22 protein-coding genes and 1 pseudogene are annotated in these 21490 nt (G+C 61.9%); 10 read left to right on the top strand and 13 right to left on the bottom strand.

Annotated features, from left to right (window positions below):
• Window positions 1-5: 5 nt before the first annotated feature.
• The 3 genes from WA943_RS05645 to WA943_RS05635 all read left to right on the top strand — a co-directional run bounded on the left by WA943_RS05645 (window position 6) and on the right by WA943_RS05635 (window position 4165).
• On the top strand, window positions 6-1232 hold the full coding sequence (locus tag WA943_RS05645) for a glycosyltransferase family 87 protein (protein WP_424468874.1): 1227 nt from the start codon (window positions 6-8) through the stop codon (window positions 1230-1232).
• A gap of 81 nt (window positions 1233-1313) precedes the next feature.
• Window positions 1314-2786, top strand: a complete 1473-nt coding sequence (locus WA943_RS05640) for an MFS transporter (protein WP_424468905.1) — start codon at window positions 1314-1316, stop codon at window positions 2784-2786.
• The gene (locus WA943_RS05635; RefSeq protein ID WP_424468873.1) at window positions 2783-4165 is read left to right on the top strand and encodes an MFS transporter; all 1383 of its coding nucleotides are present in this window, start codon (window positions 2783-2785) and stop codon (window positions 4163-4165) included. The genes WA943_RS05640 and WA943_RS05635 overlap by 4 nt, the downstream gene beginning before the upstream one ends.
• Before the next feature lie 137 nt (window positions 4166-4302).
• Here the strand turns inward: WA943_RS05635 and purH are convergent, their stop codons facing one another.
• The 6 genes from purH to htpX all read right to left on the bottom strand — a co-directional run bounded on the left by purH (window position 4303) and on the right by htpX (window position 11829).
• A complete protein-coding gene (gene purH, locus WA943_RS05630; protein ID WP_424468872.1) occupies window positions 4303-5919 on the bottom strand; it encodes a bifunctional phosphoribosylaminoimidazolecarboxamide formyltransferase/IMP cyclohydrolase in 1617 nt (538 codons plus the stop codon).
• 89 nt (window positions 5920-6008) lie between these two features.
• Window positions 6009-7910, bottom strand: coding sequence for a heparinase II/III family protein (locus WA943_RS05625; RefSeq protein WP_424468871.1), 1902 nt, complete (start codon window positions 7908-7910; stop codon window positions 6009-6011).
• A gap of 47 nt (window positions 7911-7957) precedes the next feature.
• Window positions 7958-8629 carry a ribulose-phosphate 3-epimerase gene (rpe, locus tag WA943_RS05620; RefSeq protein ID WP_424468870.1) on the bottom strand — a complete coding sequence of 224 codons (672 nt, stop codon included), beginning with the start codon at window positions 8627-8629 and terminating at the stop codon, window positions 7958-7960.
• Window positions 8630-8752: 123 nt separating this feature from the next.
• A complete protein-coding gene (locus tag WA943_RS05615; protein WP_424468869.1) occupies window positions 8753-9466 on the bottom strand; it encodes a class I SAM-dependent methyltransferase in 714 nt (237 codons plus the stop codon).
• A 59-nt stretch (window positions 9467-9525) separates the two neighbouring features.
• Complete coding sequence (locus WA943_RS05610) at window positions 9526-10884, bottom strand: RsmB/NOP family class I SAM-dependent RNA methyltransferase (protein WP_424468868.1); 1359 nt, start codon at window positions 10882-10884, stop codon at window positions 9526-9528.
• Window positions 10885-10962: 78 nt separating this feature from the next.
• Window positions 10963-11829 carry a zinc metalloprotease HtpX gene (gene htpX, locus WA943_RS05605; protein WP_424468867.1) on the bottom strand — a complete coding sequence of 289 codons (867 nt, stop codon included), beginning with the start codon at window positions 11827-11829 and terminating at the stop codon, window positions 10963-10965.
• Window positions 11830-11921: 92 nt separating this feature from the next.
• On the opposite strand from htpX, the gene WA943_RS05600 reads away from it, so the two are divergent.
• Window positions 11922-12134, top strand: coding sequence for a DUF1674 domain-containing protein (locus WA943_RS05600; protein WP_424468904.1), 213 nt, complete (start codon window positions 11922-11924; stop codon window positions 12132-12134).
• 175 nt (window positions 12135-12309) lie between these two features.
• Entirely contained in the window at window positions 12310-12750 is a 441-nt protein-coding gene (locus WA943_RS05595) for a thermonuclease family protein (protein ID WP_424468866.1), read from the top strand.
• Window positions 12751-12753: 3 nt separating this feature from the next.
• Here the strand turns inward: WA943_RS05595 and acs are convergent, their stop codons facing one another.
• The 3 genes from acs to WA943_RS05580 form a co-directional block, all read right to left on the bottom strand.
• Window positions 12754-14697: an acetate--CoA ligase gene (gene acs, locus WA943_RS05590; RefSeq protein WP_424468865.1), complete on the bottom strand. Its 1944-nt coding sequence runs from the start codon at window positions 14695-14697 to the stop codon at window positions 12754-12756.
• A 138-nt stretch (window positions 14698-14835) separates the two neighbouring features.
• Window positions 14836-16101 (bottom strand): CaiB/BaiF CoA transferase family protein, encoded by a 1266-nt coding sequence (locus WA943_RS05585; RefSeq protein ID WP_424468864.1) that lies wholly within the window; start codon window positions 16099-16101, stop codon window positions 14836-14838.
• A complete protein-coding gene (locus WA943_RS05580) occupies window positions 16098-16577 on the bottom strand; it encodes an N-acetyltransferase family protein (protein WP_424468863.1) in 480 nt (159 codons plus the stop codon). The genes WA943_RS05585 and WA943_RS05580 overlap by 4 nt, the downstream gene beginning before the upstream one ends.
• An 89-nt stretch (window positions 16578-16666) precedes the next feature.
• Here WA943_RS05580 and WA943_RS05575 point away from each other — a divergent pair, with 89 nt between their 5' ends.
• The 3 genes from WA943_RS05575 (at window position 16667) to WA943_RS05565 (ending at window position 18082) form a co-directional block, all read left to right on the top strand.
• Window positions 16667-17413, top strand: a complete 747-nt coding sequence (locus WA943_RS05575) for a creatininase family protein (RefSeq protein ID WP_424468862.1) — start codon at window positions 16667-16669, stop codon at window positions 17411-17413.
• Window positions 17414-17479: 66 nt separating this feature from the next.
• The gene (locus WA943_RS05570; RefSeq protein ID WP_424468861.1) at window positions 17480-17704 is read left to right on the top strand and encodes a hypothetical protein; all 225 of its coding nucleotides are present in this window, start codon (window positions 17480-17482) and stop codon (window positions 17702-17704) included.
• Between the two features lie 3 nt (window positions 17705-17707).
• A complete protein-coding gene (locus tag WA943_RS05565; RefSeq protein WP_424468860.1) occupies window positions 17708-18082 on the top strand; it encodes a type II toxin-antitoxin system death-on-curing family toxin in 375 nt (124 codons plus the stop codon).
• A gap of 3 nt (window positions 18083-18085) precedes the next feature.
• Here WA943_RS05565 and WA943_RS05560 read toward each other — a convergent pair whose 3' ends face one another.
• From WA943_RS05560 to WA943_RS05550, 3 genes are read right to left on the bottom strand one after another with little or no spacing between them, the layout of a single operon-like run.
• Window positions 18086-18511: an EVE domain-containing protein gene (locus WA943_RS05560; protein WP_424468859.1), complete on the bottom strand. Its 426-nt coding sequence runs from the start codon at window positions 18509-18511 to the stop codon at window positions 18086-18088.
• Window positions 18512-18523: 12 nt separating this feature from the next.
• Window positions 18524-18805 carry a YciI family protein gene (locus tag WA943_RS05555; RefSeq protein WP_424468858.1) on the bottom strand — a complete coding sequence of 94 codons (282 nt, stop codon included), beginning with the start codon at window positions 18803-18805 and terminating at the stop codon, window positions 18524-18526.
• Window positions 18806-18829: 24 nt separating this feature from the next.
• Window positions 18830-19840 carry an NAD(P)H-dependent glycerol-3-phosphate dehydrogenase gene (locus WA943_RS05550; RefSeq protein ID WP_424468857.1) on the bottom strand — a complete coding sequence of 337 codons (1011 nt, stop codon included), beginning with the start codon at window positions 19838-19840 and terminating at the stop codon, window positions 18830-18832.
• Window positions 19841-19910: 70 nt separating this feature from the next.
• Between WA943_RS05550 and WA943_RS05545 the strand changes: the two genes are divergently transcribed.
• Both WA943_RS05545 and WA943_RS05540 read left to right on the top strand, forming a co-directional pair.
• On the top strand, window positions 19911-20537 hold the full coding sequence (locus WA943_RS05545) for a TetR/AcrR family transcriptional regulator (RefSeq protein WP_424468856.1): 627 nt from the start codon (window positions 19911-19913) through the stop codon (window positions 20535-20537).
• A 421-nt stretch (window positions 20538-20958) separates the two neighbouring features.
• Window positions 20959-21084 carry a hypothetical protein gene (locus WA943_RS05540; protein WP_424468855.1) on the top strand — a complete coding sequence of 42 codons (126 nt, stop codon included), beginning with the start codon at window positions 20959-20961 and terminating at the stop codon, window positions 21082-21084.
• Window positions 21085-21221: 137 nt separating this feature from the next.
• Here the strand turns inward: WA943_RS05540 and WA943_RS05535 are convergent.
• Window positions 21222-21490 (bottom strand): annotated as a pseudogene (locus WA943_RS05535) (tRNA (adenosine(37)-N6)-threonylcarbamoyltransferase complex transferase subunit TsaD); the annotation flags it as partial.

The following is a 21490-nucleotide window of genomic DNA, read 5'->3' as shown; positions in this document are numbered from 1 at the left end:
CGCCCATGAGCCCTGCCAACCCGGATTCTCTTTTCGATGCCGAGCGTCTGCGCGTTTATCCGCGCATGACGGTGGCGATCTATATCCTTGCGGCCATCGCCGTCGTCGCAACGTCCACGGCGATGATAGATATTTTCGGCAAGCCGCTCGGCTATGACTTCATCACGTTCTGGGCGGCATCGCATCTGACGCTGGCGGGCGAGGCGGCGGCGGCCTTCGACGTGCAACGCATATTCGCCGCCGAACAATTGGCCGTTCCGGCGGGCGACAGCATTTTCCTGTGGAACTATCCGCCGACCTATCAGCTTGTCGTCGCGCCGCTCGCTTTGCTGCCCTATGTCGCGGCCTATCTGGTCTTTGTCGGCGCGAGCCTTGCCGCTTACGTGCTGACGCTGCGCCGCTTGTTCGACGAGCGCGTTGCGAATTCGCGCGATGCGTTTTTTCTGCTCGTCGCTTTTCCCGGCGCATTCGTCTGCGTTTTTCACGGCCAGAACTCGCTCTATTCCGTGGCGTTATTTGCAGGCGGGTTGCTCGCGATGGAGCGGGGTCGGCCTTATCTCGCGGGCTTTGCGCTGGGGCTTCTTGCCTACAAGCCGCAACTCGGCCTCCTCATTCCCATCGCGCTTATCGCCTCGCGGCAGTGGCGGGTGTTTTTTGCGACCGGCGCGACGGCGTTCGGCTTCGCTGCGCTTGCGACGCTTGTTCTCGGCCCGGATCTTTGGCTCGCCTTTCTGAAGAATACGCCACTCGTTCGCGAGGTCATGGAGCAAGGCTTGCTGCGCTGGTACAAGATGCCGAGCGCCTTCATCTTCTTTCGCTATCTCGGCGTGCCGACTTCCATCGCTTATGCCTTGCAGGTGCTGACGGCGCTGGGTGCTGCGGCCTGTGTCGCGCTCGTCTGGTGGCGCGCGGGGCCGAGCCGCCTCGCCTGGGCCGTGCTCGTCGCGGCGACGCTGCTCGTGCCGCCCTATACGTTCGATTACGAACTGGCGATCCTGGCCCTCGTTCTCGTCATTCTTGCAGGCGACATGGTGGCGCGCGGCGCGACGACGTTCGAGAAGGCCGCCCTTGTCTTCCTCTACGTCATGCCGGTACTTGTCGCGCCGATCTCGCAAGCGACACATCTTCAGATCGGCTTTCCCGCGCTTCTGCTCGCGCTGGCGCTCAGCGTAAAGCGCGCATTGGCGCAAGCGGATCGTCTCGCGAGCCTTTCCAGCCCAGCGCCTTTGTGATCCAATCCGACCGCATCGGGCGAAATGCGTCGCATGAGAAGAGCGCGTTCCCGATCTCAGGGAGGGCGGCCAGTGACTGCGATGAAAGATCTGGGAGAAGTGCGTGAAGCGATAGAGAACGATCCGCATCCATCATCTTCCGCTACCCGATCATTATCCGCGACCGGCCAGCCCGCCGCCGATTTCAAGGGCCAGATGAGCTGGGCGATTTTTGAATGGGCCCGCGACCCTTACGTCATCATCGTCACGATCTATATTTTCGCGCCTTACTTCTCGAACACCGTGGTCGGCGATCCGGTTCGCGGGCAAGCCATCTGGGGCAATATCAACAGCATCGCGGGCTTCATCATCGCCTGCTTCGGCCCCATTCTCGGCGCCATCGCCGATACGGGCGGGCGGCGCAAACCCTGGCTCATCGGTTTCGTTGCCGTCATGGTGCCGGCGATCTTCGCGCTCTGGTGGGCGCTTCCGGGCGGCGAAGGGCTCGGCATTTATCAGATCGCGGCGCTCTTCATTATTGTGTCCGTCGCGTTTTCCTTCACCGAGGTCTTTCACAATTCGATGCTGCCTGCGGTCGCGCCGCATGAGCGCATAGGATTTTTATCGGGACTTGCGCTGGCGCTCGCCAATGCGGGCGCGCTGATCATTCTCTGCTTCATGCTTTACGCCTTCATGCTGCCGGGCCATGTGAACTGGAGTTTCATTCCCGACAAGGCACTGTTCGGCCTTGATGTGTCGATGCATGAGAACAGCCGCATCTCCGGTCCGATCACCGCCATATGGCTGCTGGTGTTCACGCTGCCGCTTCTGTTCTTCACGCCGGACGTAAAGCCCGTGTCGAAGATCAACAAGCGCAAGGCGGTTGTTGACGGGATCAGGCGCGTCATCAAGACGGTGCGGCAGGTCAAGCATTACCGCAACGTCGCGACCTATCTCATCGCGCGCATGTTCTTCAATGACGGGCAGACGGCCGTGCTGATTTTCGGCGGCGTCTATGCGGCGGGCGTTTTCAAATGGGATGCGCTGACGCTGACGATCTACGGCATCATCCTGTCGATCTTTGCAGTGGGCGGCGGCTTCTTCGGCGGCTGGCTTGACGACAAGTTCGGATCGAAGCGCGCGATCCTCACCTCCATCGGCGGCACCTCCATCGGTATCGTTCTTGCCGTCTCGATGACGCCGACAAGCATGCTCTTCTTCATTCCCTATGATCCGGCAAGCGCGCCGATCTGGGATCTGCCTTTCTTCCGTACACTGCCTGAACTCATGTATCTGCTTGTCGTGCTCGTCGTCGCGATCTGCATCACGGCCGCTTATGCCAATAGCCGCACCATGCTGGCGCGCATTGCGCCTGCTTCGAAGATGTCGGAATTTTTCGGACTCTACGCATTGTCGGGCACAGCGACGGCCTTCATGGGGCCGCTGCTTGTCGGCGTGGTGACGACGATTTTCCAGAGCCAGCGCGTGGGCTTTGCATCGATCCTGATCCTGATGCTGACAGGGCTTGGTCTGATGCTCTTCGTTCAAGAGACCCGCGCGGAGGCGATTGATTGACCAAGACACGTGCGAATGGCGAGCCTGCCAGCACTTTGGCGCAGGCCGCCTGGGTTTGTTATGAATGGGCGAACCAACCCTATTTTTCGCTCGTCACCATCTTTCTCTTCGCTCCCTATCTGACAGCGACGGTGATCGCCGATCCGGTGCATGGGCAGGCCGTCTGGGGTTACACGCAGGCCATTGCGGGTATCATCATCGCGCTGTCGAGCCCGCTGCTCGGCGCAATGGCCGATGCGGCGGGGCCGCGCAAACCGTGGATCGTTTTCTTCACGCTTCTTTGCACCGTGGGTTGCTTCGGCTTGTGGATCGCTGTGCCGGGCGCGCCGATCCTGCCGATCATGGCATCGCTGATCGTCGCCTCGGTGGGCATGGAATTTGCGATCATCTTTGCCAATGCCATGCTACCCACCATCGCGTCGGAGCGGCGCATCGGGCTGCTATCAGGCATCGGCATCGGCGTCGGTCAGCTTGCCGCGATTTTCGCGCTCGTCATCGTTCTGATCCTGTTGCAACTGCCGGGCGTGGTGCATGCGCCCTTCATTCCCGACGCGCCTGTATTCGGCCTGTCGAAGGCAGCGCATGAAACCGACCGCATCGTCGGCCCGATTTCGGGCGTGTGGTTTCTCGTCTTCATGTTGCCGCTGCTTCTCGTCGTGCCGGATCAGGCGCATCGCGGCTTGTCGCGCGGTCAGGCGGCCAAGGCGGGCCTTGTGCGTCTCGGACACACGATCACCAAGGCATGGCACTTCCGCAATGTGGCGCTCTATCTGATTTCGCGCATGGCGTTTTATGACGGCATGAATGCGATCTTCATCTTCGGCGGCATTCTCGCGGCGACGACATTCCATTGGGGCGCGATGGAGATGGCCGTCTATGGCCTCTGGGCCACGTTCTTTGCCGCGCTCGGCGCTTTCATCGGCGGCTGGACGGATCAGCGCTTCGGTTCCAAGAAAACACTGATGGTGTCTCTTGCTCTGGCGCTTGTCTCCTTCATCGTCTTGATCTCGTTCGATCACGACCGGATTTTTTTCATCATTCAGGTGCCGGTTGCCGCAGATGCCAAGGCCTTCTCAACCCTGCCGCAGCAGTTGTTCCTGCTCACCATCGGCTTTTTCGCCCTGATGGCCGGGCCGACCATCGCGTCGAGCCGCACAATGCTCGCACGCATCGCGCCGGTCGAGATGATGACGGAGTTCTTCGGCCTCTATTCGCTGGCAGGCAAGGCGACGACCTTCGTCGCGCCGCTGCTCATCGGCGTCGTGACGGCATGGAGCGGCAGTCAGCGCATCGGTCTGACGGTCGTGGTGCCGCTTATCGTGCTGGGCATCATCATGCTCGCCTTCGTTCGCGAGGAACGGGCGACTGCGATCGAGTAGGCGGGGTTTCCGCGCAGGCATCCAACACAACACAAGCTGTCATCCCGGCGAATGCCGGGATCCAGGGCATCATATTCCGAGCGAGCGGCCCCTGGACCCGGGGACGAGCCCGGGGTGACATTTGTTTTTGGATAACATCAATGCCGGAAGTGACGCATTCCCGTCATGACCATCGCAAGGCCCTTCTCATCGGCGGCGGCGATGACTTCATCGTCGCGCATCGAGCCGCCGGGCTGGATGACCGCCGTGGCGCCGGCTTCGGCGGCTGACAGCAATCCGTCGGCGAAGGGGAAGAAAGCGTCAGAGGCAACGACCGAGCCAACGGTTGCGGGCACTGAGTGGCCTGCGGCTTCGGCGGCGTCCTGCGCCTTGCGGGCTGCGATGCGGGCGCTGTCCACGCGGCTCATCTGGCCAGCGCCGATACCGACCGTTGCGCCTGCCTTCACATAGATGATCGCATTCGACTTCACATGCTTGCAGACGCGGAAGGCGAAGATGAGGTCGGCAAGTTCCTGCGGCGTCGGCTTGCGCTTCGTCACGACCTTGAGGTCGAGCATGTCGATGCGGCCATTGTCGCGCGACTGGACGAGAAGTCCGCCTGCAACCGACTTCACGGTGAGGCCCGGCGCGCTCGCATCCGGCAGGCCGCCGGTGATGAGGAGGCGGAGGTTCTTCTTCGCGCCGATGATGCGACGTGCGTCCTCATCGGCGTCGGGCGCGATGATGACTTCGGTGAAGATCTTGGCGATTTCTTCCGCCGTTGCGCCATCGAGCTTGATGTTCGACGCGATGATGCCGCCGAAGGCCGAAACGGGATCGCAGGCCAGCGCCTTGCGATAGGCGTCCGCAAGCGAGGAGCCGGTGGCGACGCCGCAAGGGTTCGCATGCTTGATGATGGCGATGGCGGGCGCGAGCTTCGGATCGAATTCGCCGACGAGTTCGAAGGCGGCGTCCGTGTCGTTGATGTTGTTGTAGGAAAGCTCCTTGCCCTGAAGCTGCGTCGCGGTGGAAACGCCGGGGCGCTTCTCGCCGGTGACGTAGAAGCTTGCGAGCTGATGCGGATTCTCGCCGTAGCGCAGCGTCTGCTTCAGGTGGCCGCCAAAGGCACGGTATTCGGGGGCGGTGTCCTTCAGCTCGTCGGCAAACCAGTTCGAGATGGCCGCGTCGTAAGCGGCGGTGCGCGCATAGGCCTTGTGGGCGAGATGCTTGCGCAGGCCGAGCGACGTGCCGCCCTTCGCCTTGATCTCTTCGATGACGGAGGCGTAGTCGCTGCCTTCGACGATGACGGCGACGTAAGCGTGGTTCTTTGCCGCCGCGCGGATCATGGCCGGGCCGCCAATATCGATATTCTCGACGCATTCGTCGTAAGCCGCGCCCTTGGCCACAGTGGCCTCGAAGGGATAGAGATTGACGCAGAGCAGGTCGATCGCGCCGATGCCATGCGCCTCCATCGCCGCCTTGTGCTCGGCATCGTCGCGCACTGCGAGCAATCCGCCATGGACCTTGGGATGCAGCGTCTTGACGCGCCCGTCCATCATTTCAGGAAAGCCCGTGATCTCGGCGACGTCCTTGACCGGCAGTCCCGCATCCTTGATCGCCTTTGCCGTGCCGCCTGTCGAGACGAGTTCGACGCCCGCTTCGTGAAGCGCGCGGGCGAAATCGAGAAGGCCGGTCTTGTCGGAAACCGACAGGAGAGCGCGGCGGACGGGTTGAATATCGGCGGCTTTTGGGGCGGGTTTGGCGGAAACGGACATGGGAGGGCTCTTTCGGGTTTCGGGCTGGCTGGCGGTGGCCGGGCGATAGCACGAAACAAGCTATGCCGCCAAGGCGGGCGAAACCCTGTCTAGCGGGGATCTTGCTCGGTATCGAGTTCGGGCAATTCGGGTGGCGCGGTGTCCTGCGTCTTTGTCTGTTTGCCGCTGCGGTCGGAAACGCGCCGCCAGGCCCAGTTGACCCTGGCCTCGCCCCGGAAAACCGTGCCGGAGACGACGATTTGCTCGGCACGCCGCGTGGGCTCGCCTGCACCAAGATAGACGCTTTCTTCCAGCGTGATGGGGGCCGGTCCGCCTTGTCCGATGGCACGAAATTGCCAGCCGTCGCCATTGGGCAGGCGCACGAGCACGTTCGAGCCGTCATGGGCGAGCGAGGCGCGTGCATCGGGGTGAAGGTGGAAGCGGATCGTATAGGGCGGGTCTTCCGGGCGGCTATGCCAGCGGGCACGCTCCCAGGGCATGGGCTTGCGGGCATCTTCCGCCGTGACCAGCAGATCCTCGCCCCGAAGCTCGTCGCCCGACGCATTGAGGAAGAGCCTGCGCCGATGCACCAGGCCAAAGAGTTTCTCATAGCCGTTATGGCTCGCATCGAGCCAGATTCCGGCATCGTTCTCGTTGCGGCCGCTTTCGACGCGGCGCGGGCCTTCCATCAAGCGGGCGCCGAGCAGGGCGCGGCCGATGCGGCCACGCAGAATGCGGGCCGATGATGTGTCGGCAAGCGAGAGCGTCGATTGGGCGGCGGTGGCGCGGCTTGCGGCTTCCCAGTCGGCGCCGAGCACGCGGGTCGAGCCGCAATTGACGACAAGGCGCGCCTTGCCTGCGCTCATCTCGAAGGACAGGCAACCGGCATGGGCGGCATGGCTATAGCGGCCAGGCGGGGGCGGGCCGGTGTCGGCGACGACATAGCTCGTGCCGGCGGTCAGGCGCTGATAGCCGGAATGCGGGGCAAAGCCGAAGGGGCGGCCCTTGGTGTCGTCCTGTTCGAGCACCGCATCGACCGCGCCGTCCGGGCCTTCATTCGAGCCGTTGAAGAGGGCGAGCCGCCCGTCTCCATGGCGGAAGAAACGCAGCATCGGCATCATGCGGTCGATCGCGTCGCGGATCGGCTTTGGCACCTCGATGCGGCGCGCTTCGAGCGCTTCGCGCAGCGAGATCAGGTCCAGCATGATCGAGAGAATGGCGCTCGGGTTGCGGCTTACATGGCCGCCATCGGCTAGGATTTGCCGGTCGAGTTCGTGGCAGACAAGCGCCAGCCCCTTGTCGAGACGCTTCTGGCCTTCCGAAAGGCAGAGGCCGGAAAAGGCGAGGCCGACGGCGGCTGTAAAGCGCGGTTCGCCTGCGGGCGCGAGGGCCGCGGTGCGGGCCAGATGGCGTGCCTGCCGGGCCATGTTGCGCAGAAGCGTCGAGCGGTAGATGAGGTCCGAGCCGTCGATAATGAGCGCGCCGTTCGAGACCCATGAGGTCAGGCGGCGGCCGATCACCTGCGGACGCCAGGCAATGTCGTTCCAGTTGCCCGCCTCGATGATCCATCGCGCGACGAGGGTCTGGGCATAGGTTCGCGCCGCATCGCCGCCTGCCGCCGTGAAGTGGCGCAGCCATGAGAAGCCATGCAGTTCTTCGCTCCAGGTTTCGCTGGGGGCGATGGCGTCGAAGGGTGTGCTTCCGTCGGTCTTCACCTGTCCGCCGGGCAGCGACCAGCGGCCCTGAAACAGCGCATCCGCCGTTTCGGCGCGTCCGGGGCGCAGGTCGCGCGGATAGAGCATCATGTGATCGGGCATGGGCCCGCGCAGGCTTTGGCCGTAGGCCCAGCTTGCATAGGCGCGCGCCAGCGCCTTGTCGCGCAGCCGTACAAGGGCGGCGAGGGCAAGGTCGGTCGTGCGGTTGCCGGGCGGCATCGCGTAATACGCCGGCGCGGGTTGTGTGCTGGCGGGGAGGGCCGTCATCTGCGGCTGATCGAGCTCGGCGTCCGTCATGAACCTAACGCCGCCTCCTGGCGGTTTCCCGGCGGAAGCAAGGCCGATCAAACGCCTCCGCGAAGGGTTGCGATGTTTTTTGCATAGGCGGCTTCTCCGCCTTTGAAAGTCGCCGTGCCGGCGACGAGCACATTTGCACCTGCCGCAATCGCGCGCGGCGCAGTATCGAAATTGATACCGCCATCGACTTCAAGGTCAATGTCGCGTCCAAGGGCGTCGATCTGCTTGCGTATGGCCTGGATTCTGGCGATCTGGCTCTCGATGAAGCTCTGGCCGCCAAAGCCCGGATTGACGCTCATCACGAGAACGAGGTCGATATCGCCGATCAGCGGCTCCAGAACCTCAAGCGGCGTGCCGGGATTGAGCACGAGGCCGGGTTTTGCGCCAGCCGCCCGGATCGCCTGAACGGTGCGATGGGGATGCGGCCCGGCTTCGGGGTGGAAAGAAATGATATCGGCGCCAGCCTTCGCAAAGGCTTCGATATAGAGGTCGACCGGCGCGATCATCAGATGCACGTCGAAGACCTTCTTCGTGTGCGGGCGCAGCGCCTTCACGACATCGGGGCCGATGGTGATGTTCGGCACGAAATGGCCGTCCATCACGTCGATATGAATATAGTCGGCGCCCGCCTTGTCGATGGCGCGAACTTCCTCGCCCAGCCGTGCGAAATCGGAGGCGAGGATCGAAGGCGCTATTTTGATTGGAAGCTTGCCGCTCATTGAACCCTCGGGGACCCGATATCGTCGGCCGATGCCGGCTCAAACACTAAATCTTGCTGATTTCAGTGATTAACAGCTTGAAACTTCTGGTGCAAGGCACTGTCGGTCGCCGCGGCAGATCCTTTATCGCTTGCGCGCAAGAGCCTTAAGACCCGGCTTCATATTCCATTCAAATTTCACCACATCGAGACCGTGGAGCGTCAATAGCTGGGCGAGTGACTGTTTGTTAAAGTAGACAATATGTTCTGGTGGCCTGACCTCACTCCAATTGGCAAAGTTGGCGGGAACGCGCCAATGCCCGGCGTCGGGTGTCGTCAGATAGAGCAATCCGCCCGGGTTCATGCGTGCTGTCAGCGCAGCGCAATAGCCGTGCAACTCCGGCAAATGCTCGAAGACCTCGCTCGAGTAAATGAAGTCGAAATTGCCCCAGCTGGTCGGTAGACTCTCCATGGGGCCGGCGTGGTATTGACCCAGCGGGAAAAGCTCGCGAGCGGATGCGATGCTGTCATTCCCAACATCGATGCCATGAGCCTCGAGGCCGATCAGTCGTGCGGCCTCGACGCCTGTTCCGATATTGCACCCTGCGTCAAGAAAACGACGCCCCGGGGACATGTGCAGATAGCGCAAGATGCGCCGTTTGGTGCGGCTGATTTTTGACGCGGTTTTTCGCGAATAGGCCTTATTTGGCGAATAGGCACCGTAAAGAGCGTCGAGTTCAGCAGGCGTGGGTGTCGGATCGGCGAAACGGAGACTGCAATTTGTGCATTCAATGAGTCGGTAGCCGTTCTTATGGCCAATAATTTTGCCGCCATCCTGGCCGCAAATCAAGCATGCCATCTGGTCCCCCGTCACAAATACTCGCCCCGGAATTCTGTCGACCTTATGACAAAAATTTATCAACTGCGCAATTTGTCCGTAAACGTGCGAACCAGCCGCGCGGCGTAAAAGCCGTCCAGCCCACCTTCGTCGGCCAGATGCGAGGGCAGTGTGCGGAGGTCGCCTGCGGGGGTGATTGCTTCGGTGAGGCCGCCGATTTCGGCGGGCGTGACGGGCGCGCGGGCGAAATCGGGGTGGGCGGACAGAAAGGCCTCGATCTGTTTCGGGCCTTCCTCGGGTTCGAGCGAACAGGTGCAATAGACGAGCGTTCCGCCCGGCGCGAGCAGCTCGCTTGCGCAGACCAGAAGACGCGCCTGCAGGAGCGCAAGGCGGTCGCGGTCGGCGGCGGTTTTCAGATGCAGCACGTCTGGGTGGCGGCGCGCGGTGCCGGTCGCGGTGCAGGGCGCGTCCAGCAAAATCAGATCCCATTGGCGTTCCGGCGCGTAGCTTGTCGCATCGGCGGTGACGACTTCGGCCTTGAGGTCGAGGCGCGTGAGGTTCTGCGTCAAGCGTTGCAGGCGTGGGGCGGAGCGGTCGAGTGCGGTCACGTTCGCGCCATGGGCGGCGAGCCATGCGGTCTTGCCGCCGGGCGCCGCGCAGAGGTCGAGCACGTCGCGCCCATTTACATCGCCCAGCAGGCGCGCGGGCAGGGCGGCGGCGGCGTCCTGCACCCACCATGCGCCTTCTTCAAAGCCTTCGAGGTTTTCGATGCGGCCTGCGGACGTCAGGCGCAGCGCGCCGGTCGGCAGTTGTATCGCGCCGAGCTTTTCGGCCCAGAGCGAGGTGTCCGCCTCGTGCTTGACGCTGAGATCGAGCGGCGGCTCCTTGAACTGCGCGCGGATGATGGCGCGGGTCTTGATCTCGCCATAGATGCCGATCCAGCTTTTCCAGAGCCAGGGCGCGAGTGCGGCGCGTTCGGCGTCGATGCCTTCGCGTAAGGTGGCTTCCTCGCGCAGCAAGCGGCGCAACAGCGCGTTCACCAGAGATTTGAAATGGCGGGCATCGGCGTCGCGCGAGGCGGCTTCGACCGCGAGATCGACAGCGGCATGTGGCTTCACGTCGAGGAAGAGAATTTCGGCAATCGCGGTGCGCAGGATCGTCTGCGTGAGCCCGGCGCTTTTCGGCAGCTTCTTGTCGAGAAGCCGTTTGATGATGAGGTCGATTTCCCCCAGATGGCGCAAGGTCGTGGCTGCGATGGCGCGGGCGAAGCCGCGATCGGGGCCGGCGGCTTGCGAAAGCCCTCCGCGCGAGGTTTCCTCGGCAAAGGTTTCATCCAGCGCCCGCTTTTGCACGAGTACGGCGGCGACAAGGCGGTGCGCGCCCTGCCGGGCGGCAAGGCCGGGCTCGCTGCCGGGCGCTTTGGGGTCTATTTCACTCATGCGGTGAGGTTAAAGCACAGGCGGTGCCTCCGGGGAAGCTCCGCCTGAAACGGCTTTCTGATCCGTAAGCGGAGCATATCAACCCCATGGGCGGCCTTCTGCGCGGCCCTGCTCGGCGGCCAGCGCGCGGAGTTTGGCGATGCGGTTGGCGGTCGCCGGATGGGTGGAGAAGAGATTGTCGCGCGCGCCGCCATGAAGCGGGTTGATGATGAACATGTGAGCGGTCGCCGGATTTGCTTCTGCCGTGTCGTTGTCCACCACATGGGCGGCGCGGTCGATCTTCTCGAGCGCGGAGGCGAGCCAGAGGGGGCGGTTCGAAATTTCTGCGCCCATGGCGTCGGCTTCATATTCGCGGGTGCGGCTGATCGCCATCTGCACCAGCGCGGCGGCGAGCGGCGCAAGGATCGCAAGTGCGATCGTGCCGATGATGCCGCCCTGATTGTCGCGGTTGCCGCCGAAGAAGAAGGCGAAATTTGCCAGCATCGAGATCGCGCCCGCAATCGTTGCGGTGATCGTCATGGTCAGCGTGTCGCGGTTCTTGATGTGGCTGAGTTCATGCGCGAGGACGCCCGCAAGTTCTTCTGGCGACAGGATCTCGAGAAGGCCGGTCGTCACGGCGACGGCGGCATGTTCCGGATCGCGGCCCGTCGCGAAAGCGTTAGGCTGCGGCTGGTGCATGATGTAGGTCGCGGGCATGGGCAGGCCTGCATTTTCGGCAAGCTGGCGGACGAGGCGCACATATTGCGGCGCGCTTGCCTCATCGACGCGTTCGGCCCCGTGCATCGAGAGGACCATCTTGTCGGAGTTCCAATAGGCAAAGAGGTTCATCGCCGCTGCGATGACAAATGCGATTATTGCACCAGCGGCCCCGCCAATCAGATAGCCGAGCCCCATGAACAGGGCGGTCATCGCTGCGAGAAGAAGTCCGGTTTTGAAAGTGTTCATGTCGCTTTCTGTGTTTGGGTCGGGGTTCTGGCGCCTTGGCCCGGCATCTCCTATATGTAGGCTCTATGTGAGCGCTTCAAGCGAGCAGGATGATGGCAGAGAGCGACCAGAAAGAAGCGAAGGTATTGAGCCCGGCAGCGGAGCGCGCACTGGCGGAGGCTGCCGCGCGCCGCAAGGCCGCCGATGAGGCATTGGCAAGCGCGCCCCGGCCCCGTGAGATCAATGGGCCGAAGGGTGCGAAAACAGGCGCCGAGCCGACGCGTTATGGTGATTGGGAAGTCAAAGGCATCGTCTCGGATTTCTGAGCACTTTGCCTGCGCATGGGGCGGTTCAGGTTTCCGCCTTGTTTCTGCGGCGCAATTCAATCATCCGTTCCCGAACCAATTTCATTTTGACGTGGCAAATTGGATGAAATGCCTCTGAATGCGCATGGGCGTTCGTGGTAACGACGTTTGCTGCGCTTCCAGAAATGGCCGTTCGATGATTCGTCCCCTCGTTTTTCTCTTTGCTCTGGTGATGCTGTCGCTTGCCGCGCATTGCGTGGAGGCGGCGGATGTCATCGAGGGTCCGGTGGCGGCTGAAGTCTTGCGCGTCGTCGATGGCGATACGTTGAAGCTCAGGGTGCACATCTGGCTCGGCCAGACGGTCGATGTCGATGTACGTATCGCGGGCATCGACGCGCCGGAGCTTCGAGGCAAGTGTCCCTACGAGCGCGCGCGGGCGGAAGAGGCGCGCGACTATCTTGGCCGAGGCCGCGCCATTCTTCTTGCGCGCGTGCGCAACGACAAATATGGCGGTCGCGTCGTTGCGGATGTGACAGAGGCCAATGCGGGTGACATTGCACAAGCCATGGTCGCGCGTGGATTGGCCCGCGCTTACGACGGCGGCAAGCGCGAGCCCTGGTGTCAGACGGGAAGCTGAGCGTCACCCCGCCTTGTTCTGCCGGTTCTCCACCAGATCGTCGACGACGCCGGGATCGGCCAGTGTCGAGGTGTCGCCGAGGTTGGAGAAATCGTCTTCGGCGATCTTGCGCAGGATGCGGCGCATGATTTTGCCTGAGCGGGTTTTCGGCAGACCGGGCGCGAACTGGATGAGGTCGGGCGAGGCGATGGGGCCGATTTCCTTGCGGACCCAGGTGACGAGTTCCTTGCGCAGTTCCTCGTTGGGAGGCTCGCCTGCGTTCAGCGTCACATAGGCATAGATGCCCTGACCCTTGATGTCGTGCGGATAGCCGACCACTGCGGCTTCGGCGACTTTGGGATGAGCGACGAGCGCGCTTTCGACTTCCGCCGTTCCGAGACGATGGCCGGAAACATTGAGCACGTCATCGACGCGGCCCGTGATCCAGTAATAGCCATCCGCATCGCGGCGGCAGCCGTCGCCGGTGAAATACATGCCCGGATACTGAATGAAATAAGTGTCGATGAAACGCTGGTGGTCGCCATAGACGGAGCGCATCTGGCCCGGCCATGAATCGGCGATGCAGAGATTGCCCGTGGCTTCGCCTTCCAGAATTTTTCCTTCTGCATCGACAATGGCGGGCTGCACACCGAAGAAGGGTTTCGTTGCCGAGCCGGGCTTTTGCGCAATGGCGCCGGGCAGCGGCGAGATCAATATGCCGCCGGTTTCCGTCTGCCACCATGTATCGACAATCGGGCAGCGCCCGTCGCCGACGACGCGGTGATACCAGAGCCAGGCTTCGGGATTGATCGGCTCGCCGACGGAGCCGAGAAGGCGAAGCGACTTGCGGCTCGTCTTCTTCACCGGCTCGTCGCCTTCGCGCATCAGGGCGCGAAGCGCTGTCGGCGCGGTGTAGAAAATATTGACCTGATGCTTGTCGATCACCTGCCAGAAGCGCGAGCTGTCCGGATAGTTCGGCACGCCCTCGAACATCAGCGTCGTTGCGCCATTCGCAAGCGGACCATAGACGATATAGCTGTGACCCGTGACCCAGCCTACATCCGCCGTGCACCAGTAGATGTCGCCGTCCTGATAGTCGAAGATATATTGATGCGTCATCGCGACGTAGAGAAGATAGCCGGCGGTCGTGTGCAATGCGCCTTTGGGTTTTCCGGTCGAGCCGCTTGTGTAGAGAATGAAGAGCGGGTCTTCGGCATTCATCACTTCGGCCGCGCAGTCGGCGGATACCTTGGCCGCTTCCTCATGATACCAGACGTCGCGGCCCGGTTGCATGGCGATCGCGCCGCCTGTGTGGCGCACGGTAATGACGCTGGTCACGCCGGGGCATTTCTTCAGCGCTTCGTCGGCATTGGCTTTCAGGGGAACCTTGCGGCCACCGCGCAGGCCTTCATCCGCCGTGATGAGGATATGTGAATCGCAATCGACGATACGGCCTGCAAGGCTGTCGGGCGAGAAGCCGCCGAAGACGACGGAGTGCACCGCGCCGATGCGCGAGCAGGCAAGCATGGCGTAAGCTGCTTCAGGGATCATCGGCAGGTAGATCGTGACGCGGTCGCCCTTCTTTGCGCCCTGCGCTTTCAGCACATTGGCGAAGCGGCAGACTTCAGCATGAAGTTCGCGATAGGTGATCGATTTTGAATCTTTCGGATCGTCGCCTTCCCAGATGATCGCGACCTGATCGGCGCGGTCGGCCAGATGGCGGTCGATGCAATTCACGCTGACGTTGAGCGCGCCGTCCTCGAACCATTTGATGGAAAGATTTTTCGGATCGAAGGATGTGTTCTTCACCCTGGTGAAGGGCTTGATCCAGTCGAGGCGCGTCGCTTCTTCGCGCCAGAACGTGTTCGGGTCCTTGACGCTTGCTTCATAGAGCGCCGCGTAGCGCACGTCGTCGATGATCGCGCGGGCCGCCCATTCTGACGATACGGGGAAGAGTTCATTCGACATGGGGGACGTCTCCTTATGGGCACCTCTGGCGGGGCTTCAGTCGTTGAAAGCATTATGCTCAGACCGTTCGGGCGCGGCAAGGCGGCGGCGACAGACATGCTGCGCCGTCTTCTTCCTTGCCGCCACAGCAGCATTCAATCAGTCGCCGGGAACCGGCACCGTGTCGTTCAGCGCTGCAATCTCGTCCTCGCTCATGCCCACTTCGCGCAGCACTTCCAGCGTCTGCTCGCCGAGCTTGGGCGGATGGCGGCGAATATTGGCGGGCGTCGAGGCGAAGCGCACGGGCGGCTTCAGCGCGAAATAAGGTCCTGCATGCGGGTGCTCGTAGCGCTGGAAGAAATCGACCGCCTTCAGATGAGGATCGTCCTGCAGGTCTTCGAAACGGTTCATCTTCACGGCGGGAATGTTGCGCGGCACGAGCAGGTCGAGCCATTCCTCGGTCGTTTTCGTTTCGGTCAGTTCCTCGATCATCGCGTAGAGCGCACGAATATTCTGCGTGCGTGCCTTGTAGTTGGAAAAGCGCGGGTCTTCGGTGAAGACGCCGGGGCGGCCCGCCAGATCGAAGAAGACTTCCCACTGCTTGTCGGAATAAGGCAGCAATCCGATATGGCCGTTCTTCGTCTTGTAGGGGCGGCGATCGGGATTGGTGATGCGCGGATAGGTCCACTGGCCCGTCGGCGGATCGTAGACGTGATCGTAGAAATGCTCCGCGAGCACGAAGGATGTGACGGCTTCGAGCATCGGCACTTCGACGAACTGGCCTTCGCCCGTGCGCTCTCTGTGAAAGAGCGCGGCGGTGACTGCCGAAACGAAGAAGAGGCCGGAGACCTTGTCGGCCATGATGGTGGGCACATAGCGCGGCTGTGGATTGCCGTCCATATAGGGCAGCAGATCGGCGGCGCCCGAGGCGGCCTGAATGAGATCGTCATAGGCGGGCAGGCCCGCATAGGGACCGTCTGAGCCGTAGCCTGCCGCATGGATGAAAACGATATCGGGCTTTACGGCCTTCACGTCCTCGTAAGACAGGCCGAGCTTCTTCATCGCGGCGTAGCGGATGTTCGAGGTGAGCACATCCGCCGTTGCGATAATTTTCAAAAGCGCCTTGCGGCCCGAGGGCTTTGCGAGATCGATCAGCACCGAACGCTTGTTGCGGTTGATGGTGAGGAAGATCGGGCCGAGGTCGTTGCTGGCACCTTCGGGCGTGTGGCCCGGCCAGCGCATGATGTCGCCGCCATGTCCGCCGCCGCCCGTGGGCGAGGGCGCTTCGATCTTGATGACGTCCGCGCCGTAGTCGCCGAGAATCTGCGTCGCATAGGCGCCGAAGACCACGCTGGTCAGATCGACAATGCGCACGCCCTTCAAGGGGCCTGTCGCTTCGGTTCCGAGTTTTCTCGTCTCACTCACTGACTTGCATCCTCCATCAGACCCGCACCGCGCCAGACATAAAGCGCATCGGGAAGCCCTTCTTCGTTATCGCCCCCGTCGCTCAAACGCGCAAGCACAAGGCCGTGACGTTCGTAAAATCGCTGTGCGCCAGTGTTTTGTTGGAAGGTCCAGAGCGAAAAGCCTTGTGGCCGCTGCGTTTTCACGATGTCGAGCAATGCGGAACCTATGTTGAGGTTTTGCATTGCGGGATGGATATAGAGGTGATCGAGCCAATCTTCATGGATCGCGGCAAAGCCTGCAATGCGCGACGCTGCGTCAAGCGGCGCGTCCACCGCCCAGATTTCCTGCGTTTGCGCGACGCCCTTGAAGAAGGCGCGCGTTTCGCCGCGCGTGTGCAGGTCGGGCAAATAGGGCATGGCGGAGCGGGCCGCGATGAAGACCTCCGATATTTGCGGCCATTCGTCGGGCCGCGCCCTTCGCGGTTCGATTTGCATTTGGCGGTGTTCGCCTCCACCTTGATGTGGAATGAGAGACTATCAGGGCTTCGGCCCATGCGCGCGGTCGCGCAAAGGAAAGGCGACCCATGCAGTTGCAGCTTTCAAGCTGGCCGGAAATTGAAGATTACCTCACGCGCTCGCGCGGGATCGTCATTCCGATCGGCTCGACCGAGCAGCACGGGCCGACCGGGCTCATCGGCACCGACGCGATCTGCCCTGAAGTGATTGCGAGGCGCGCCGCCGAGGAAGCGGGCTTTCTGGTCGCGCCGACATTCAATGTCGGCATTGCGCAGCATCATCTCGGCTTTCCCGGCACGCTGACGCTTCGGCCTTCGACCATGATCGCGGCCATCCATGACTGGGTGTCGTCGCTGGCGCGGCACGGGTTCGAGCGCATCTATTTTTTCAACGGGCATGGCGGCAATGTCTCGACGATCAATGCCGCCTTTGCCGAGATTTATGCGGATCGTTCGCTCAGCGCCGATGCGTCGAACCGGGGCCCGGTCAAATGCCGTCTTGCCAATTGGTGGGACTACAAGCCGGTGATGGATTTCTGCCGCAGCCGCTACGGCGCGAGCCATGGCAGCCATGCGACGCCATCGGAAGTGGCGGTGACATGGTTTGCCTATCCGCAGGCGATCAAACAAGCCGAGATGAGCCCGGTGATCGCGCCGACGGGGCGGTTCACGGATGCCGACGACTACCGCGCAAAATTCCCCGACGGCCGCATCGGCTCCGACCCGACGCTTGCCGATCCCAAGGATGGCGAGACGCTGGTGGGCCTGTCCGCGACCGGGCTGGTGGAGGATTACCGTGCGTTTTTGGCGGGGTGAGAGTTGTTTCTTGATGTTTCTTGACGTATCTTGATGTTTCAAGAAACACGAAATGGCGTGACTGACATGACCGCACGAGAAAAATTCGCGACCCAGGCCGACCCGGAACTGCTTGCCCAGATGCGTGCACTGGCAAAGACGGAAGGTCGTCAGTTTCAGTCGCTCGTCGAGGATGCCTTCCGCACTTATCTGGCCGGCAAGCAAGGCGAGCGGCCGCGAGAAAATGTGATGGCGCATTTTCGTGACAGCGTGCGGCGTAATGCCGAACTCTACAAGCGGCTCGCGAAATAGGGCATGCCGGATTATCTGACGCTGACCGAAGTCCTCGCGATGCACGAGGAGTTGATCGAACTTTATGGCGGTGCCCATGGCGTGCGCGACATGGGCGCGCTTGAGTCCGCCTTGTTCAGGCCGCAGACCGGCTATTACGAGGATGTGATCGCGGAAGCGGCCGCATTGCTTGAAAGCCTTGCGATCAATCATCCTTTCATCGACGGCAACAAGCGTATCGCGTTTGCTGTTGCAGATGTCTATCTGCGTCTTAACGGTTTCATCTTCGACGCGGATCCGATCGACACCTACGATTTCATGATCGGCTTGTTCGACCGCGGAGCGTTTCGGTTCGAACAACTTGAGCCGTGGCTAAGGGCGAACGCGAAGCCGCTCTAATTCTCACGGCGCTTTTTTCAGTCCGCCCATCTTGCAGATGAGTTTCCAGTCCTCGTCGCGGACCGGTTGCACGGAGAGGCGCGACATTCTCAGCAGGATCGAGTCTGCGAGTTTCGGTTCGGCCTTGATGGCGGCGAGCGTTACGGGCTTCGGCATGTCCTCGACCGCCTCGATGACGACGAGGCCGAATTTTCCTGTCTCGTCGGTCGGGTCGGGGCGATGTTCGCCGATCACGCGGACGATGCCGACAATCTGTTTTTCTTCGACCGAGTGATAGAAGAAGCCGAGATCGCCTTTCTTCATCGCCTTCATATTGTTATTGGCCTGATGATTGCGCACGCCTGTCCAGGGTTCGCCTTTCGCGCCATTTTTCTTCTGATCATCCCATGACCAGGCGGAGGGTTCCGACTTGAAGAGCCAATAGGCCATGATGCGTTCTCCCTATTTCGGACCGAGCAACCACTTCCAGGCGCGCACTTCGACGCGCTGGAAAAGGCCGGCGACATTATAGGGGTCTTCGGCGACAAGCCTGTCGGCGGTTGCGCGATCGTCGACTTCGATGATCAGCATGCTGCCGTTCATCACGGTGCCGTCATCGCTGGAAAAAGGTCCGCCGACTTTTACGCAGCCTGCGTCTGCCCAATGTTTCAGATGCGCGTCGCGATTGGCGAGGCGAAGGGCAAGGCTGTCTGGCTTGTCGATGCCGGTGAAACAGAAATGCATGAAGGTCTCCGAATATTGCGAGCGTCAGATTTCGCTCTTGAAGGGGCGGGTGAGAAGGGCGGTGATTGCTTCATCGACATTCATCTTGCCCGTGACGATGGCGGCAATGGCTTCCGAGATCGGCATCTCGACGCCGAGCGTTGCAGCAAGTGCAATGACGGCGGTTGCCGAGTGAACGCCTTCGGTGACCGCGCTGCGCGCGCTCAGGATTTCGGCAAGCGACCTGCCTTCACCGAGCGCGAGGCCGAGCGACATGTTGCGCGATTGCGGCGAATTGCAGGTGAGAACGAGATCGCCGAGGCCTGAGAGACCGGCAAGCGTTTCTGCGCGTGCGCCGAGCGCGAGGCCGAGGCGCGTCATTTCCGCAAAGCCGCGTGTGGTGAGTGCGGCGCGTGCGGATGCGCCGAGTTTCTTTCCTTCAACGATGCCGCAGGCGATGGCGAGCACGTTTTTCACAGCGCCGCCGACTTCCGCGCCGATGAGGTCGGACGAGTAGTAGGGGCGGAAAGTCGGAATGCCGATAGCCGTCATCAGGGCCGTCGCCAGTTCCTCGTCGGCGCAGGCAAGCGTCACCGCTGTCGGCAAGCCGCGCGCGACTTCGGCGGCAAAGCTCGGGCCGGAGAGAACGGCGGGGATCGCGTCCGGCAAGGCTTCGGCGAGCACGTCTGTCAGAAGTTTGTGCGTGCCTTGTTCGACGCCCTTGGCGCAGAGAAGAACGGGCGTACCGGGTTTCAGTATGGGCGCGAGGCCGGCGCAAACGGCGCGCATATGCTGTGCGGGCGTCACCATCAAAAGAGCGTCGGCGCTTGCGAGATCTTCAAACGCGCCGGTTGCGCGGATCGCGGGATCGAGCGCGATGCCGGGCAGGAAGGCCGGGTTTTCGTGATGTGCGTTCACGGCCTCGACGACTTCGCTTTCGCGCGCCCAGAGCGTCACGCGGCGGGGTTTGTTTTCGCCCGCGCGCGCGGCGACCTGCGCCAGTGCCGTTCCCCAGGCGCCGCCGCCAATCACGCCGATATGCTCGAACTCACGCATCTCTGTGTTGCACCCGCTAACGATTGAACGATTCGTTGATTATTCACTGCTTCGGAATACAATCATCTGTATGACCGCTCCAGACGATACGCGCCAGAAAATCATCGACGCCGCAAGACAGCGTTTCGCGCATTACGGCTATGGCAAGACGACCATGGCCGATGTTGCGGAAGACTGCGCGATGTCGCCGGGCAATCTCTATCGATATTTTCCGGGCAAGCTCGACATTGCCGAGGAAATCGCCCGCGCCGCCTCGATCCGCACGGCCGAGGAGTTGTCCTACATCCTTACCAAGCCCGGTCGCGATGCGGCAGGGCGGCTGCACGACTTTCTGTTCCAGGATTTGCGCGAGACATTCGGCACGCTGGAGCGCGACCCGAAGCTCGTCGAGATGGCGCAGATCATTGCCACCGAGCGCCCGCATTTCCTCAATGAGGGCATGTCGCGAGAGCGCGAGGTTTTGCGGCGGATCATCGAATACGGGAACGTCTCAGGCGAATTTTCGGTCGCAGACCCCGAATTCATTGCCGAGATGATCCAGTCGGCAACGCTGAAGTTCAGCTATCCGCAGCTTTTCACGCGGCTGCCGCTCGAGCGGCTGGAGCGCGAGCTTGAGGGTGTCTATCAGATCGTGATCGCGGGCCTGAAGGCCGGCGTGGCGATTGTCGACCCTATGGAGCCGATTTCCGAGGGGTAAAGTTCGACACCTCGCAATCGCAGCAAATCCATGCACATTCGCAAAAATTCACTAAGCCACTGATTTAAAAACATTTTCATATCTTATATCAAAACTTAATGTTGCATCGCAGCAACACCAAATGGAACAAGTGAACATTTTTCATTTCGTTCATTGTTTTTCGTTCATAGCTCTCCTAAATCACTCTTGCCGATGGGAACCCCTCCCCAGTGGCCAGGATCGAAGGAGAACCGCCATGACCTATGCAGCCGATAAATTCACCTCCGTTGCCGCGACCGTTGCCCTCGCCGGTTACGCCGTGGTGCTGCTTGTTCAGGTCGCGCTGCAATACGCGGCCTGATCCAACCCGACCAAAATTGGGTGCTGCTCGCCGGGAACGCCGGACAAGCCCGCACCCCAAGACCTGAGAAGGATATTCGCCATGAAGCTCAATCTGACCGGAGCGCCGCGCGCTGAAGCCATCACACTTCGGCTCGTGACCGTCGTCCTTGGGGCATATGCCCTCGCGCTTTTCGCGCAAGCAGCCGGCGTCATCAACGTCGCCTGATTTCGACCAGTTCTGTTGCCGGGCTACTCCTCCCCCTCCCGCCCGGCAGCGGCAAAGGCCCCTTTAACGGGTCTCCCTTAGCCCCGGCGCACCTCCCCCATAGGCGCCGGGGCTTTTTTATGTCCGGTGGGTCGGGGTCAGGCTTTGACGCCGGCGCCGCGTGCGGGATGTGCGTTGGGGTCGAGCGGCCAGCGGGCCAGCGGGCTTGCGCCGAGGCCGTCGATGAGGCCCATCGCCATCCGCTCCGCGCCTGCCCAGGCGATCATCGCGCCGTTATCGGTGCAGAGCTTCGGCGGCGGCACGATCAGCTCATAGCCACAGGCGCTTGCCGCCGTTTCAAGGCGCGCCCGCAAGGCCAGGTTCGAGGCGACGCCGCCAGCGACGACGAGCCTGCGTGCGCCCGTGC

The organism is Parvibaculum sp. (genome assembly GCF_049651025.1).
Taxonomy (GTDB): Bacteria; Pseudomonadota; Alphaproteobacteria; order Parvibaculales; family Parvibaculaceae; genus Parvibaculum.
This window is presented reverse-complemented; position numbering and strand designations above follow the sequence as displayed.